Origin of the sequence: Micromonospora rifamycinica, assembly GCF_900090265.1 — a bacterium.
Taxonomy (GTDB): domain Bacteria; phylum Actinomycetota; class Actinomycetes; order Mycobacteriales; family Micromonosporaceae; genus Micromonospora; species Micromonospora rifamycinica.
Genome location: NZ_LT607752.1, coordinates 2,728,266 through 2,743,919 on the forward strand (window position 1 = coordinate 2,728,266; position 15,654 = coordinate 2,743,919).

Consider the following 15,654-nt stretch of genomic DNA (forward strand, 5'->3'; position numbering starts at 1 on the left):
TGACCCCGCGCGAGGCGGGGTCAGCCGGCCAGGTGACCCCAGTCGTTCTCCAGGTCCCGCCACGGCCCCTGCGCGGCGACCGTGCCGTCGACCAGGACCACCACGTGGTCGGCGCGGACCAGCGCGGCCCGTTTCGCGGTGGAGCCGACCACTGTCACCCCGTGCTCGCGCAGCGCCGCCCAGAGCGCCAGCTCGGTGGTGACGTCCAGCGCGGACGACACGTCGTCGGCGACCAGCAGTTCGGTACGCGGCGCCAGCGCCCGCGCCAACGCGAGCCGCTGCAACTGCCCGCCGGAGAGCCGGGTGCCCTTGTGCCCGATGAGCAGCCCCAACCCTCCCCCGGCCGCCAGATCGGGGGTGAGCTGGGCGGTGGTCACCGCACCGGCGGCGTCCACGTCGTGCCCGAGGGCGATGTTGTCGGCCACCGTGCCGGAGAGCACCCGGGGGAGCTGGCCGACGTAGCCGACCTGACCGGGGCGCAGGAACAGCTCCGGCTCGGTCACCGGCTGGCCGTTCCAGCGCAGCTCGCCGACGTGGTGCACGATCCCGGCCAGCGCCCGCAGCAGCGACGACTTGCCCGCGCCGACCGGACCGACCACCAGCACGAGCTGCCCCCGGTCCACGGTCAGGTCGACCTCCCGGACGGCCAGGGTGCCGTCGGAGTGCAGCGCCCCGAAGCCGGCCAGTTCCAGCCGGCGCAGCGGCCGACGCGGCGGCGGCTCCGGCGCGGGGGCGGTACCGGCGACCAGGTCCACTCCGGGCACCTTCGCCGAGTACGCCCCGACCCCGGTCATCGCCACCGTCCGCCGGGTCCAGACCCGGGCCGACGGGTACTGCGAGACCAGTGCCGCGGTGGTCCAGGCGAACCAGCGGGCCGCGCCGAGGGTGGAGACGGCGACCAGGGTGGCACCGGCGGACAGCCCACCGGCCAGGTAGAGCGCCCACGCCCCGATCGGCAGCAGCCCGCTCACCACCGACGGGGTGGAGCGGGCCCACACCTGCGCGGCGATCTCCCGCCGCTGCCGGTCGCTGCGCACCAGGTCCAGGGCTGAGAGATGGTCGAGCACCGGCCGGGTCGCACCGGCCAGCTTGACCGTCCGGGCCGCCGACAGCGAGGAGACCAGCGCGGTGGCGAAGGCCGCGCGGGCGGCGACGGTGTCCCGGGCGGAGCGCTCCAGCCGGGGCCCGAACAGGGTGGCGGCGAGCCCGGAGACGGCCATCGTGCCGAGGAAGAACAACCCCGGCACGGGGCTGCCCGTCACCGCCGTCATGACCACCATGATGATGACGGCGATGAACTGGTCCATCAGGTTGTCGGCGAGCTGCACCACCCGCTCGGTGTCGCCGCTCTGGGCCACCACCTCGGCCGGGGTGTGCGTACTGGTCCGGCGGGCGCCGGTCTGCCCGTGCACCAGCCGCAGGCTCATCCGCAGCATCTGCCGCACCCACCACTGGGGGAAACGCAGGTTGGTCCAGTAGGGCAGCGGCAGCACGACCAGCAGCGCGCCCACGATGCCGATCGCCGGCAGCCACGGGCTGCCGCCGTCGACCACGTCCGCCCAGAGCCAGGGCAGCACCGTGCCGTCCAGGCCCAGCACGCTCATCACCACGAACATCGCGACCGACAGCAGGCCGAAACGCGGGTCGTTGACCGCCAACCGCAGGATCTCCCCCATGGTCCGCGCGGGGGCGGCGGGTGGCAGCGGCGGCGGATCCCTCTTGGGTACGACCACCGCCCTCCCGCCGGCCGCCCCCGCTCCTCCGCCGGTCGCCCCCGCTTCCCCGGTGGCCTGGCCGGCGGATCCCCGCACCGCCTCCCCGACAGCTTCCCCGGTGGCCGGTCCTTGGGATCCCCGGACGGCTCCCCCGGCCTTCCACTCCTCGCCGTCGCCGTCCGGGCAGGTCGGAGCCGGGCCGTCGAGCAGGCCCACCCCGCCCCGGGCGGTACCGGCCGGGGTGTACGCGGCGGCGCGGCTGGTGGCGAGCAGCTCCGCGAAGCGGGCCGAGGAGCGCAGCGGCCCCGCCTCCAGGACCGCCCCGTCGGCCATCACCACCACCTCGTCGCAGCGCTGCACCGAGGAGAGCCGGTGCGCGATGATGATGCCGATCCGGTCGGTCAGCAGGCGTTCGGTCGCCTCGCGTACCCGGATCTCGGTGACCGGGTCGAGCCGCGCGGTGGCCTCGTCGAGGATCACCACGTGCGGATCACGGACCAGGATGCGGGCGAACGCCACCAGCTGCTCCTGACCGGCGGAGAGCACGTACCCGCCCTCGCCGAGCCGGGTCCGGATGCCGTCCGGCAGCTCCGCGACCCACCCGGTGAGGCCCAGCTCGGCCAGCGCCCGGGGAGCCGCGTCGAGCAGGTCCGGGTCGAACAGGGCGACGTTCTCGGCGAGGGTGCCGGCCAGGATCTCGGTGCGCTGCGGCACCACGGCGATCCACCGGCGCAGCTCCTCGACATCCAGGTCGCACAGGTCGGTGTCGCCGAGCAGGACGGTGCCGCGCGGCACCTCGACCGCCCGGGTGAGCACCTTGGCCAGGGTGGACTTGCCCGAACCGGTCCGGCCGACCAGCGCGTACGACCGGCCCCGGACGAAGCTGAGCCGGACGTCACGCAGCGCCGGCCCCCGCTCGCCCTGGGCGGCCGGGTAGCGGAAGGTCAGCCCGCGCAGCGTCAGGTCGCCGTCGGTGGGGGTGACCCCGCCGGAGGGTTCCTGCCGGGAGTCGGAGAGCAACAGCACCCGCGCCCAGGCCCCGAGCGCGTACTGGAGGTGCGGCACCCAGCGGGCGAGATGTTCGACGGTGGCGCCGAAGCTCAACGCGAGCAGCCAGATCGCCGTCAACCGCGCCCCGTCGACCCGCCCGGTGGTCAACGCCCAGGCCCCGGCCAGCACCACCCCGGCGATCCCGATCCGGATGACGCCGGCGGCGAACGCGGTGACCCGCGCCGACATCAGGAACACCCGGCGACAGCGGGACAGCACCTCGGCGGCCCGCCGGGCGAACAGCCGCAGCACGTACGGCTGCGCGAGGCTGGTGCGTACGTCGTCCTGGCCGTGCACCGCCTCCTCCATCACGGCGGCCAGATCTGACCAGGCCTCCTCCTCGGCCATCCGGGCTGGCGTGATGGCCGCGGTGGGTCGGCGCAGCAGCACCCCGAGCAGCGCGGTGAGCAGCAGCATGGCGACGCCGGCCGGCCACCAGACGAACAACGCGCTGACCGCGGCGAGCAGACAGAGCACCAGGCCCTGGATCAGCCGTACGCCGGTGTTCCGCAGCTCGGCGGCGACCTGGTAGACATCGTTGTCGATCCGGTCCAGCAGCTCGCCGACCGGGGTGCCCTCCAGCGTCGGCAGATCCTGGCCGAGCGCGACCCGGCAGAGCCTGCGGCGCACGTCGGCCGACCAGTCCGCGGTGATACCGGCCATCAGCAGCGCGATCACCAACTCGCTGAAGACGGCGACGACCAGCGCCACCACCAGCGCCACGAACCAGCCCGCCGACCGGTGCACCAGCACCGGACCGGCGACCGCCGAAGCGGCGGCCTGACCGGCGGCACCCAGCACGACGAGGACGATCACCACCGACACCCGACGCGGCGCGGAGGCCCAGAGATCACGGAGCAGGCGCATGGAGATTCCCTCCGGACTGGGGTGGCGGTACCCCCAGCCTGACCCGCCCCGAGCCTCCCCTCAACGGATTTACCCCACCGCCCCCACCCGCTCGCCGGCCAACCCGCCCGCTCGCCGGGGCGGGGCCGGTCAGAAGAGGATGGTGGCGAGGGTGCCTACGGGGTGGAAGCCGCAGCGTTCGTAGACCCGGCGGGCGGGGCGGTTGAAGTCGTTGACATAGAGGCTGACGGTGGGGGCGACCCGGAGCAGCGCGTCGCGTACCACGGCGGCCATCGCGGCGGTGGCGATGCCGCGTCCGCGCCACTGCGGCGCCACCCAGACGCCCTGGATCTGGGCGGTCCGGCGGGTCACCACGGCCAGTTCGGCTTTGAACACGACCTCCCCGTCGACCAGGCGGGCGTACGCCCGGCCGGCGCGGACCAGGTCCTCGACCCGGCGGCGGTAGGCCCGGCCGCCGTCGTCGGCCAGCGGGGAGACGCCCACCTCCTCGGCGTACATGGCGACGGCGGCCGGGAAGAGCCGGTGCACCTCGCTGGGCCGGACCCGGCGTACCTCCGGGTCGGCCGGGATGGCGGGCAGCGCGTCGGTGGCCAGTAGCGGCTGGTTGGGGCGTACGTCGCGGGCCGGCCCCCAGTGGTCGGCGAGCCGTTCCCAGAGGCCGAGCACCGCGTCGGCCCGCCCGACGATGGAGGAGCAGAGTCGTTCCTCACCGGAGAGCTGCTCGGCGAACGCGGCGACGGCGGAGTCGGTGGCGAGGATCGGGGTGAGGTTGCCGCCGAGCCAGCAGATCGACTCCAGGTTGCGGCGGGTGCCGTAGCCGAGGATCCGCCCTTCGGCCCGCCACCAGGCCAGACCCCGGGCGGAGATCCGCTCGGCGACCTGCGCTCCGGCGAACGGGTCGAGGTCGAGCAGCCGCTCCACCGCGCGACGCTCCGACTCTCCCAGTTGGCGTACCGGCACCGTCAGCACGGTTACCAGCCTGCCAGATGGGGGCGGTGCTCCGCCGGGCGACCGGCACAGCCAGTGAGGGACTTGTCGACAACACATTGCCGATATATCGTTGATGCATCAGCGACAACACGAGGGAGGACACCACGATGGGATTTCACCGTCGAATCCACGCACTGCACGAGGCACGGCAACGCGGCTTCGGCTTCCCGCCCGTTCCGCCCGGCCCGCACGGTCCCGCGGGTTGGGGCGGCGGCCCCGGGGGCTGGGGCGGCGGGCGGGGCGGTCGCGGGCGGGGCCGGGGTCGCCGGCCGAACGTCCGGGCCGCCGTGCTGGCCCTGCTCACCGAGCGGCCGATGCACGGCTACGAGATGATCCAGGAGATCGACTCCCGCACCGGCGGGGCCTGGCGGCCCAGCCCGGGTTCGATCTACCCGACCCTGCAACTGCTGGAGGACGAGGGCGTCATCGCGGCCAGCACCGATCCGGCCGGCGGCGGGCGCAAGCGGTTCGGCCTGACCGACGCCGGTCAGGAGGAGGCCGCCACGGCCGCGCAGACCCCGCCCTGGGCGGAGTTCGCCGAGAACACGGTCAACAGCTGGCACGACATCCGGGACGCCGGCGCGCAGGCCATGCACGCGCTGCGGCAGGTGATGATGACCGGTACGGACGACCAGCGGGAACGCGCCGCCCAGGTGCTCGACGAGACCCGCCGCAAGCTGTACGCGATCCTCGCCGAATCCGAGTGACCGCCGGGACCACCCCGGCGGGCCCCCACCACCGCAGGCACGCAGAAGGGCGGCTCTCCCACCGGGAGGGCCGCCCTTTCCGACGGTGGCTCAGTGCACGGTGACGGTGGGGCCGGGGACCAGCTCGCGCAGCTCCTCGGGGATCTCCGCGCCCATCTCGTCGGCGATCCGCAGCGCCTCCTCGATGAGCGTCTCGACGATCTGCCCCTCGGGGACGGTCTTGACCACCTGCCCCTTGACGAAGATCTGCCCCTTGCCGTTGCCGGAGGCGACCCCGAGGTCGGCCTCACGGGCCTCGCCCGGCCCGTTCACCACGCAGCCCATCACGGCGACCCGCAGCGGCACCGGCAGCCCTTCCAGGCCGGCGGTGACCTCCTCGGCGAGCTTGTAGACGTCGACCTGCGCCCGGCCGCAGGACGGGCAGGAGACGATCTCCAGACCGCGTTCGCGCAGGCCCAGCGACTCCAGGATCTGGTTGCCGACCTTGATCTCCTCGACCGGCGGGGCCGACAGCGACACCCGGATCGTGTCGCCGATCCCCTCGGCGAGCAGCGCCCCGAAGGCGACCGCCGACTTGATGGTGCCCTGGAACGCCGGCCCGGCCTCGGTCACGCCCAGGTGCAGCGGGTAGTCACACTGCTCGGCGAGCTGCCGGTACGCCCGGATCATGACCACCGGGTCGTTGTGCTTGACCGAGATCTTGATGTCCCGGAAGCCGTGCTCCTCGAACAGCGAGCACTCCCACAGCGCCGACTCGACCAGCGCCTCGGCGGTGGCCTTGCCGTACTTGGCGAGCAGCCGCTTGTCGAGCGAGCCGGCGTTGACGCCGATCCGGATCGGCGTACCGGCGGCGGAGGCCGCTGCGGCGATCTCCTTGACCTTGTCGTCGAACTGACGGATGTTGCCCGGGTTGACCCGGACCGCCGCGCAGCCGGCGTCGATCGCGGCGAAGACGTACTTCGGCTGGAAGTGGATGTCGGCGATCACCGGGATCTGCGACTTGCGGGCGATGGCCGGCAGCGCCTCCACGTCGTCCTGGCTGGGCACGGCGACCCGGACGATCTGGCAGCCGGAGGCGGTCAGCTCGGCGATCTGCTGGAGGGTGGCGTTGACGTCGGAGGTGAGGGTGGTTGTCATCGACTGCACCGAGACGGGCGCACCTCCACCGACCGGCACCGAGCCGACCATGATCTGACGGCTGATCCGGCGGGGGGCCAGCGGCGGGGGCGGGACGGCGGGCATACCGAGACTGACAGCGGTCACTTGGGCACTCACCTCGTGAAGAGCGTGATCGGGTTGACGATGTCTGCGGTGGCGGTGAGCAGCGTGAACGCGCCACCGATGAGGATCACCGCGTACGTGATGGGCATCAGCTTGAGGTAGTCGACCCGGCCCGGGTCGCGCCGGCCGATCCGGGCGTAGAGCCAGGAGCGCGCCCGCTCGAACCAGGCGATGGCGATGTGACCACCGTCGAGGGGTAGCAGCGGCAGCAGGTTGAAGACGCCGACGAAGAAGTTGAGCGAGATGAACAGCAGGACGAGGAGCTGCCAGACGCCGTTCTCCAGCGCCTCGCCACCGAGCCGGCTCGCGCCGACCACGCTGATCGGGGTGTCCTTGTCCCGTTCGCCGCCGGTGATGGCGGTCCACAGGGCGGGCACCTTGTCCGGGATGCGCTTGATCGCCTCGTAGGTGCCGACGGCCAGGTCCTTGGTGTAGCCGGCGGTGGCCGGGATCGCCTCGACCGGGCCGTAGGTGACGTTCGCCGGCACACCGGGCGGGAGCATCGGGCCGGCGACACCGAGGGCGGAGACGGTGACCGGGGCGCCGTTCGGGTCGTCCAGCGGCCTGCGCTGCACGGCGGCGAGGTCGGCGCGGACCTCACCGGACACGCCGTCGCGCTCGTAGGTGATCGTCGCCGGCTGGCCCGGGGGCAGGTCGCGGACGGTCTTGACCAGCGCGGTGTAGTCGGCGACCGGAACGCCGTTCACGGCGACGATCTTGTCGTCGTCGCGCAGCCCGGCCTGCTTGGCGGGGCTGACCGGGTCGCCCGCAGCGCACTCGCGGACCGCGTCGGTGGGGATCACGCAGTCGACGACCTTGACGTGCGCCGGCAGCGGGTTGGGCAGATCCTTGTTGGGCAGGCCCATGAACATGGCGGCCAGCCAGATCGCGACGACGGCCAGCGCGAAGTGGGTGACCGAGCCGGCGGACATCACGATCGTCCGCTTCCAGACCGGGTAGCGCCACATCGCCCGCTTCTCGTCACCCGGCTCGACGTCGTCGTCCTGCGGCGTCATCCCGACGATCTTGCAGAAGCCGCCGAGCGGGATGGCCTTGAGGCCGTACTCCGTCTCACCCCGGCGGAACGACCAGATGGTCGGTCCGAAGCCGACGAAGTAGCGGGTGACCTTCATGCCGAACGCCTTGGCGGTCAGCATGTGACCCGCCTCGTGCAGGCTCACCGAGATGAGGATCGCCAGGGCGATCACCACCACCCCGAGCAGATAGAGCATCAGGCTTCCTTCCCCGACCCCGAGATGATCTCCTGCGCGTGCGCGCGCGCCCATGATTCGGCGGCGAGCACGTCCACGACGGTACCTGGTTCGTCGAAATCGGGGGTGTCCTCCAGGACCCGCTCCAGGGTGTCGACGATGCCGAGGAACGGCAGCCGGCCGGCGACGAACGCCGCCACGCACTCCTCGTTCGCCGCGTTGTAGACCGCCGGGCGGCAGTGGCCCGCCGTACCGGCCGCCTTGGCCAGCGCCACCGCCGGGAACGCCTCGTCGTCCAGCGGGGTGAACTCCCAGGTGTGGGCGGTGGTCCAGTCGACGGCGGCGGCGGCGTCGGGCACCCGGTCGGGCCAGCCGATGCCGAGCGCGATGGGCAGCCGCATGTCCGGCGGGCTCGCCTGGGCGAGGGTGGATCCGTCGACGAACTCGACCATCGAGTGGATCACCGACTGTGGGTGCACCATCACGGCGATGTCGGCGTAGGGCACGTCGAACAGCTCGTGCGCCTCGATCACCTCCAGCGCCTTGTTGACCATCGTGGCCGAGTTGATCGTGACGACCGGCCCCATGTTCCACGTCGGGTGGGCCAGCGCCTGCTCCGGGGTGACAGCGGTCAGCTCGTCGCGCCGCCGCCCCCGGAACGGCCCGCCGCTGGCCGTGACCACCAGCCGGCGCACCTCGCCCCGGGTGCCGCCGCGCAGGCACTGGGCCAGCGCCGAATGCTCCGAGTCCACCGGCACGATCTGCCCCGGCCGCGTCACCGCGGCCTTCACCAGCGGGCCGCCGGCCACCAACGACTCCTTGTTGGCCAACGCGAGGGTACGACCACAGCGCAGCGCGGCCAGCGTCGGCGCGAGCCCGAGCGACCCGACCACCCCGTTGAGGACCACGTCGCAGGGCCACTGCGCCAACTCGGTCATCGCGTCCGGGCCGGCGATGATCTTCGGCAGCTTGAAGTCCCCGGTGGCCCAGCCGCGCCGGCTCGCCTCGGCATAGAAGGCGAGTTGCAGATCCTGCGCGGCGGACGCCTTGGCCACCCCGACCGCGTCCACCCCCAGTTCGAGCGCCTGGGTGGCGAGCAGGTCGACGTTGCCGCCGCCCGCACCGAGCGCCACCACCCGGAACCGGTCCGGGTTGCGCCTGACGATGTCGATCGCCTGGGTGCCGATCGAACCGGTGGAGCCGAGCAGTACGAGATCCCGGGGAGTTGTCACGCGGTCATTCTGCCCCGGCCGCGCTGTACTCCCGCTGGGAGCCTCACCGCTCGACGTCGACCTCCCCGGCCGTCCGCTCCCCCTCGCCCGGTTCCCCCTGTTCGGCCGGTGCCTCCTCGCCGAGGGGTGCCGCCTCGTCCAGCAACTCGGCCGGGTCGACGGAGAACGCGAACGGCTGTGTCATCACGAACGTCGTCCCCGCTGCCGCAGCGGCCGTCGGTCGGTACTCCCCGTCGGCCAGCTCGTAGAGCGCCAGGGTGGGCACGCGGTTGCGCAGGTCGACCCGGAGGAAGAAGGGAACCCCGGCGGCGGCGTACTCCCGGGGCCGGTCGATCACGTCCTTGCGCCGGTTGCCGGGTGACACGATCTCCCCCAGCAGCACCGCCTGCCGGATGTCGATCGCCGTCCGCCCACCACCGGAGGAACGGAGCACCGCGATGTCCGGAATGTAGAGGTCCTTGCCGGAGATCAGATTGATCTCGGGGTACACCCAGTAGCCGGCTCGGCGTGCCGCGCGGTGCAACAGGTAGGGCAGTTCCCGCTCGACCGACTGATGGTCGATTCCGGCATGTGGGGTCACGATCACGCTTCCGCTCAGGACTTCAACCTTGGGACCGTTGGTCTCCGGCAACAGGTCGAGGGCGAGCTGGGCGGTCCACGGCTCGTCGTGCCAGCGCAGCGCGTCGAACGACGGCCCCGTCGGCCGGCCGGCCGACCCTTGCGGCTGGCCACTGGACTCGGGCCAGTGGGACGTCGGGTCAGGTGACTGTGGTGCCGGCTCGGGCGCGAATGCGGCCTGGGCCATCCGGGCTCACCCCCTCAGCGGAACATCCTGCTGGTCCCACCCTAATCGCCGCAGCCCCCGTGGCCGCCCGTCGCACCACCGGTGCGCCTCGGTCAGCCCACGGCCTCCCCGCCCGTCGACCACCACCACGCACGTGATCAACACATCGGAGCCGATACAGGATGGCCCCTCCCCCGCGGCCCCCACGCCCGCGCCGCCCGACGCCAAGATCGCGCTCGATCCGGGTTGTAGTGGTCTCGAACCAGGAGGGATGCCACTACATCCCGGACAACACCGTTGCGTTAACGCCGTGGGCGGCTGGTCAACCCGGGGCAGGAAGTGCCCGATCGGGAAGCGGGTGTGCCCGCTTGGCGATCATGGAGTTGTGGTGCCGATTTTGGGGATTTTACGGGCGTTTTGTTACCCACCGCAACTCCATGATCGGCGAGGCAGTGCTGGTTGACGAACAGCCGTTCCGCCTAACGCAACGGTGTTGACATCCCGGAAGTAGCACGACCTTGGCGCGTGGCGCAGGAACGCAGACGCGGGGCGATGGTGAGTGGAGCCGCTACGGGCGATCGGCGAACGAGCCCGCCCTGGTTGAGGCTACGAAGCTGGACCAGGCGGCGGGCGCGAAGGTCAACGCGGGGCCACGCCGGTCCTTGCTGTCCCGCACCCCGACCACCTGCGACAGGTTCGTCGCCACCTCCACACAGGTGGCACCGCCGTTGTCGCTACGGGTGGACTTGCGCCAGATCGCGCCGGTCAGCTCCATGACTTCGCCAACTCCCGTATCAGCTCCCGGGAGGCCCGCCTGGGCAGTGCCTCGCCTCGCAGATTCTCCCACCTGCGTTGAAGGCTATCAACGTCGTCCGGACGGTCGGTGACCTGCGCTCGCAGCGGAGTGTCCAGGTGCGCCACCTCGCCGCCCTCGGGTGTGCGGGCCAGGATGAACGGACCCGCCAGACCGGCGTGCATACCGGCCTCGGCCGGCACGACGTGCAGACTGACGTAGGGCCGCTCGGTAGCGCAGAGTAGGTGCTCGAACTGTCCGATCATCACCGCCGGCTCACCGACCGCCCGGTGCAGGACCGCCTCGTCGATCACCGCCACGAACTCCGGTGGATAGTCCCGATCCAGCACGGACTGCCGTTCCAGACGCGCCGCCAGCCGCTGTTCAATCTCCCCCTCGCGCAGCATCCCGCCGCCATGCAGCACGGCCCGGCCATACGCCTCGGTCTGCAACAGACCCGGGATGAGGGACGGCTCGAACCAGCGGATCAATGTGGCCTCCCGCTCCACGCTGATCCACTCCCGAAACCACGGGGGCGCGGAGTCGGCGCGTACCAGGGTCAGCAGCCGCTCGAAGAGGCCGCCGGCCTCCAGGGTGGCGTCCGCGCGGGTGATGAAGTCCTGCGACGGCGTACGATGGCCGATCTCCACCATGCCCACCAGCGACGACGAGTAGCTGATCTGTTGGGCCAGCTCCTCCTGGCTCAGCCCGCGATCTTTGCGCGCCCGGCGCAACTCCGCCCCGAGGAATTCCAGGGTCGACATCGGTCCGCCGGTCATCACACCTCCCCCCACGTCTGCCATCCGCCCCCACCGTCGGCCACCGCACCGACGCCGGTCGGCACACCCGACGCTGAGGTCACGCGCCGCCTTCCGACAGTAGTCGCGTCACCGCAGAGTGTGAACAGGCATACGGAGGGAGTGGTGGATGAGCAAGCGCGACAGACCGGTACCGACAGCGCCACGGCATCGGCGGGACTGGTCGAGGTGGGGGCGGCACTGCACCTGCGGATTGCGCTGGCCGTGCCCGGACCGGCTGGCCGCCGTACCGCCGGGGGAACCCCCACCGTCTCCGCTGCCGGCGCACCGCCACCATCCGTGGAACGGCCCCACCGTCGTGTACCGGGTGGGTGCTGCGGACCCGGCCACCGGGGGCCGGGCCTGCCGGGCGACCGGTCGCCGCCGGTGACCCCGCCGACGGGCGGCACCCGGCGCGGGCGGCCGGCACCGGCGACCTCAGCGGACGGTGACGCACGGCAGGGGTGGCCGCCGCCGGTGACCCTCGGCACGCGGCGCGGGCGGCCGGCCTCGCAGGAGGGTGACGCAGGGCGCGGGCGGGCGGCGGGCGGCCGGTTGGACGGGCCGGGCCGGCACGTCGCCGCGCGGCCCGCCTGGCGGTGCCGGGCCTGCGCCGCGCCGTGGCCGTGCCAGCCGGCCAAGCTGGGCCTCCGGCGGGAGTACGCCCACGACCGGCCGATGTTGGCCATCTACCTCTGCCTGCTGATGCACGATGCGATCACCGATGCGCTGCGGGTCGGCTCGGGGACGGTCGACCCGGCCGCCTACTTCACCCGGTTCCTCGCCTGGACCCGCCACGGCTGGCCGCCACCCGGCCCGCCACCCGGCCCGCCCTCCAGGCCACCCCCCGGCCTGTCGCCCAGCCCACCACCCGGCCCGCCGTCCGGGTCGTCGCCCGCACCCGCCGACGCGGGTTGATCGACACAACGGGGCCGATATGGGGGTGTCCACGCCGACCGGACACCCCTACATCGGCCCCACTGAGTTGATCATGGCCCCGGACGCGGCCCGGGGACGACGTCAGGCGTAGGTCTCGAACTCGGCGATCTTCGGGGTGGCAGCAGAGCTGTTGATCCGGAAGGTGATCTTCTTCAGCGAGGTCCGGGCGAAGGTGATCACGCCGGCCCGGCTGCCGGAGGCCAGCACCGCGCCGGTGTCACCGTTGAGGACCTGCCAGGAGGTGACGCTGCCGGCCGAGCCGGACGCCTCCCGGATGTTGATCGAGGAGATGCTGGTCGCGGAGCCCCACTTGATCGAGATGTCACCGGTCGACCCGGCCGGCGACCAGAAGGTGCTCATGTTGCCGTCCCGCACGTCGCCGTAGCTCGTACCGCTGGCCTTGCTGGAGCCGTCGGAGCCGGCCCCGATGCTGAGGTTGGTCCCGCCGGGGTTGCCGGTGGGCGGCGGGGTGGTCGGCGCGGGCGTGGTGGGGGCGGGGGTGGTGGGAGCCGGGGTGGTCGGTCCCGGGGTGGTCGGGTTGGGGGTGGTCGGCGTGCAGCTGCCGTTCGACTCCTTGAGACCGGTGTTCGCGCCGGCCGTCTGCCGGACGATGTCCGGCACGCAGCTCGCCCCGTCCAGCCGGTAGGAGTACGGGATGCTGACGCTGGTGTTGGACGGCATGCCCGGGCCGGCGGGGTTGGTCTCGCTGCCGGGGCTGGACCAGGTCACGTTGTCCAGGATGTTGCCGCTGGCCTGCCAGTAGCCGGCCTCGCTGGTGTAGAAGGTGCCCAGCACGTCCCGGGAGTTCTTGAAGTAGTTGTTCTCCACCTTGGCCCGCGCGCCGGCCCGGGAGTTGATCCCGGACTCGTTCAACTGCACGTAGGAGTTGTTGTAGGCGTGCGCGATCCCGCCCCGCAGCAGGGGCGTGCGGGAGTCGATGTTCTGGTAGAGGTTGTGGTGGAAGGTGACGAAGCCGTTGCCCCGGTCGCTCTCGCTGGAGCCGATCAGGCCGCCCCGCCCCGAGTTGCGCAGGATGCTGTACGACAGCGTGACGTACTGGACGTCGTCCTTCATGTCGAACAGCCCGTCGTAGCCCGCCGACTCGCCGCCCGACGCCTCCAGCGTGGTGTGGTCGACCCAGACGTTGCGCACGCTGCTCTCCATGCCGATGGCGTCGCCGCCGTTGGAGGTGGGCGAGCCCGACTTCTTGACGTTCCGCACCGTCACGTTCTGGATGATGATGTTGCGGGAGTCGCGGATGTGGATGCCGAGCTGGTCGAAGACCGCGCCACTGCCGACCCCGACGATGGTGACGTTGCTGATCTCCTTCAGCTCGATCTTGTCGGCGGCGGTGTTGCAACTGTTGCCGGAGACCTTCGTGGTGTTGCCGTGGTTGATCGTGCCCTGCACCTCGATGACGATCGGGGTGCTGCTGCTGGCCCGGTTGCACAGGGCAGCGTGGATCGCGGTGCCGGTGCTGGCCCGTACCGTCTGGCCGCCCGCGCCGCCGGTGGTGCCGCCGTTCTGGGTGGCGTAGCCGCTGGCACTGCCGGCCGCCGCCGACGCCTGGTGCACTGGCAGGGCCACGCAGATCGCCGCACCGACGGCGGCCGTGGCCAGCCCCGCCTGGACTCGTCGTGCAACTGGTCGTCTCATCCTCGCCTCATCTCCGTTCGGCAAAACCGGGTGGTGGTACTGCGAAACGTGGTGGTGCTGCGAAATGTGGTGGCACTGCGACCCCGGTGCCGCTGCCCCGGTGCCGCTGCGGACCGCGAGCGCACGGGGAACCGTGGTCGTCCCGGTCAGCCGTCGAGGCCGCCGACGGGTCGACGGCCGTGAGTCCGGCCACGGATGATCGCGCTCGGGCTCCGGCCCGCTCGGGTCGGATCCGCTCCGCCCACCGTGCTGCCGCGCACGGCGAACTGGCGCCGTCGGCGGCGGCAGAACTCGCCGGGGCACCCGCTCTGACCATCTGGAAAGCGCTTTCCGAAACCGACAATAGAGTGACGTCTATTAACATCGCAAGATGTCGTCCGGATTGCGGGGGAATGACCATTCTGGGGCGGGTCGGCTGCGGCGATCACACCCGCCCCACCGCCGTCGAGGTCTACGGCTCCGCTCGGCGGACGAAGGTCTCCAACTCCTCGCCGCCGTACCAGTCGGTACGCCGGCCCAGGTGGGTCATGCCGAGCCGGCGGGCCACCGCCATCGACGCCGTGTTGCCGGGGGCGACCACCGCGTACACCTGCGGGGTGCCGGTGGCGAGTTCCCGGTCGACCAGCGCGCGGGCCGCCTCGGTGGCATAGCCGTGGCCCCACGAGTCGGGGTGCAGGTGCCAGCCCACCTCGATGTCGTCGGTGGGCACGCGCTCGTCCCGGCCGGGCAGCGGTTTGAGCAGGATCGTGCCCACCACCAGGCCGGCGTCGCGCGTCTGCACCGCCCAGGTGCCGTACCGGTCGCCGTGGTCGGCGTGCCGGGCCTGCCAGAGCGCCAGCCGGTCGGCCGCCTGGGCCAGGTCGGTCAACGGCAGGCCGGGGGCCGCGCCCAGCCAGCGCACCACCTCGTCGCGGGAGTAGAGGTCGTAGATCCGGGCCAGATCGGCTGGGCTGTCGGTCCAGTTTCGGATGGTCAGCCTGGTGGTGGTGAGCACGGTCATGCCCCGGGATCGTAATGAGTACGCGAAGCACCAGCGGGGACGACGATCACGCAGCGGGCCAATGGAACTGAGCCAGCGACACCTGGAGAGTCAGCCACGATGACGATATCCACGGCAGCGCGCACAAAGGTCTCTCAACCGCTATTTGTGCCGACGCTTGAGCATGAGGCTCATGACTGGCAGATTCGCAGGGAGACCCAATAGAAGCAAAGTACTCCCCCAACGATGCATCAATATCATGGCGATCGAAAGCTAGGATTGCAGCCACAACACCGACCTTGAAGTGCTCGGTGGAACCACCCCGCCCAAGCCATAACGAGTCGTCGTCACAAAATCACTTGACATAGAAGAAGAACGCCGGCACCGTGACGCCGATCCAGCTACTTGATTCCCGTTTGAATCGTGCGGCATATTTCCAAGAGAGATGCTTCACTGCCGTCTCCTCCTTCAGCCCAACCCACAACCGCCAAGGCTTCAACGATCTTGAATCCAAACTCTTTCCGCAGTGCCGCCGCCGCCTGAACATATTGACCAGATTTTCCGTGAAGCCTGATTAAGCGAGCAATATCAACCAGTTCGCCACCAGAATCAACCGACGCACGGAACATGTGGCGCCACTCTCCCACACCGGG

General features: G+C 71.5%; 13 protein-coding genes. 2 read left to right on the forward strand and 11 right to left on the reverse strand.

What is annotated here, in order from left to right; all coding sequences use genetic code 11:
* Positions 1–20 precede the first annotated feature (20 nt).
* Both GA0070623_RS11020 and GA0070623_RS11025 read right to left on the reverse strand, forming a co-directional pair.
* The gene (locus tag GA0070623_RS11020; RefSeq protein WP_067304916.1) at positions 21–3,632 is read right to left on the reverse strand and encodes an ATP-binding cassette domain-containing protein; all 3,612 of its coding nucleotides are present in this window, start codon (positions 3,630–3,632) and stop codon (positions 21–23) included.
* 129 nt (positions 3,633–3,761) lie between these two features.
* Entirely contained in the window at positions 3,762–4,601 is an 840-nt protein-coding gene (locus GA0070623_RS11025; protein ID WP_067304913.1) for a GNAT family N-acetyltransferase, read from the reverse strand.
* A 128-nt stretch (positions 4,602–4,729) separates the two neighbouring features.
* On the opposite strand from GA0070623_RS11025, the gene GA0070623_RS11030 reads away from it, so the two are divergent.
* Positions 4,730–5,329, forward strand: coding sequence for a PadR family transcriptional regulator (locus GA0070623_RS11030; protein WP_067304910.1), 600 nt, complete (start codon positions 4,730–4,732; stop codon positions 5,327–5,329).
* 90 nt (positions 5,330–5,419) lie between these two features.
* Here GA0070623_RS11030 and ispG read toward each other — a convergent pair whose 3' ends face one another.
* From ispG to GA0070623_RS11060, 6 genes are all read right to left on the reverse strand, one after another.
* The gene (ispG, locus tag GA0070623_RS11035; protein ID WP_067304906.1) at positions 5,420–6,592 is read right to left on the reverse strand and encodes a flavodoxin-dependent (E)-4-hydroxy-3-methylbut-2-enyl-diphosphate synthase; all 1,173 of its coding nucleotides are present in this window, start codon (positions 6,590–6,592) and stop codon (positions 5,420–5,422) included.
* A gap of 8 nt (positions 6,593–6,600) precedes the next feature.
* The gene (locus GA0070623_RS11040; protein WP_067304903.1) at positions 6,601–7,842 is read right to left on the reverse strand and encodes a M50 family metallopeptidase; all 1,242 of its coding nucleotides are present in this window, start codon (positions 7,840–7,842) and stop codon (positions 6,601–6,603) included.
* Positions 7,842–9,053, reverse strand: coding sequence for a 1-deoxy-D-xylulose-5-phosphate reductoisomerase (gene dxr, locus GA0070623_RS11045; RefSeq protein WP_067304900.1), 1,212 nt, complete (start codon positions 9,051–9,053; stop codon positions 7,842–7,844). The genes GA0070623_RS11040 and dxr overlap by 1 nt, the downstream gene beginning before the upstream one ends.
* A gap of 43 nt (positions 9,054–9,096) precedes the next feature.
* Positions 9,097–9,858 carry a Uma2 family endonuclease gene (locus GA0070623_RS11050; RefSeq protein ID WP_067304897.1) on the reverse strand — a complete coding sequence of 254 codons (762 nt, stop codon included), beginning with the start codon at positions 9,856–9,858 and terminating at the stop codon, positions 9,097–9,099.
* A 547-nt stretch (positions 9,859–10,405) separates the two neighbouring features.
* On the reverse strand, positions 10,406–10,612 hold the full coding sequence (locus tag GA0070623_RS11055) for a DUF397 domain-containing protein (RefSeq protein WP_067304895.1): 207 nt from the start codon (positions 10,610–10,612) through the stop codon (positions 10,406–10,408).
* Positions 10,603–11,409, reverse strand: a complete 807-nt coding sequence (locus GA0070623_RS11060; RefSeq protein WP_157746965.1) for a helix-turn-helix domain-containing protein — start codon at positions 11,407–11,409, stop codon at positions 10,603–10,605. Before GA0070623_RS11060 ends, GA0070623_RS11055 begins: the two co-directional genes overlap by 10 nt.
* A 495-nt stretch (positions 11,410–11,904) precedes the next feature.
* Between GA0070623_RS11060 and GA0070623_RS30955 the strand changes: the two genes are divergently transcribed.
* Positions 11,905–12,345, forward strand: a complete 441-nt coding sequence (locus GA0070623_RS30955; RefSeq protein ID WP_231932747.1) for a hypothetical protein — start codon at positions 11,905–11,907, stop codon at positions 12,343–12,345.
* A gap of 102 nt (positions 12,346–12,447) precedes the next feature.
* Here the strand turns inward: GA0070623_RS30955 and GA0070623_RS11070 are convergent, their stop codons facing one another.
* The 3 genes from GA0070623_RS11070 to GA0070623_RS29910 all read right to left on the reverse strand — a co-directional run bounded on the left by GA0070623_RS11070 (position 12,448) and on the right by GA0070623_RS29910 (position 15,630).
* Positions 12,448–14,022: a pectate lyase family protein gene (locus GA0070623_RS11070; RefSeq protein WP_067311472.1), complete on the reverse strand. Its 1,575-nt coding sequence runs from the start codon at positions 14,020–14,022 to the stop codon at positions 12,448–12,450.
* 451 nt (positions 14,023–14,473) lie between these two features.
* Entirely contained in the window at positions 14,474–15,022 is a 549-nt protein-coding gene (locus GA0070623_RS11075) for a GNAT family N-acetyltransferase (RefSeq protein ID WP_067311468.1), read from the reverse strand.
* Positions 15,023–15,402: 380 nt separating this feature from the next.
* On the reverse strand, positions 15,403–15,630 hold the full coding sequence (locus GA0070623_RS29910; protein ID WP_157517583.1) for a hypothetical protein: 228 nt from the start codon (positions 15,628–15,630) through the stop codon (positions 15,403–15,405).
* Positions 15,631–15,654: the final 24 nt, after the last annotated feature.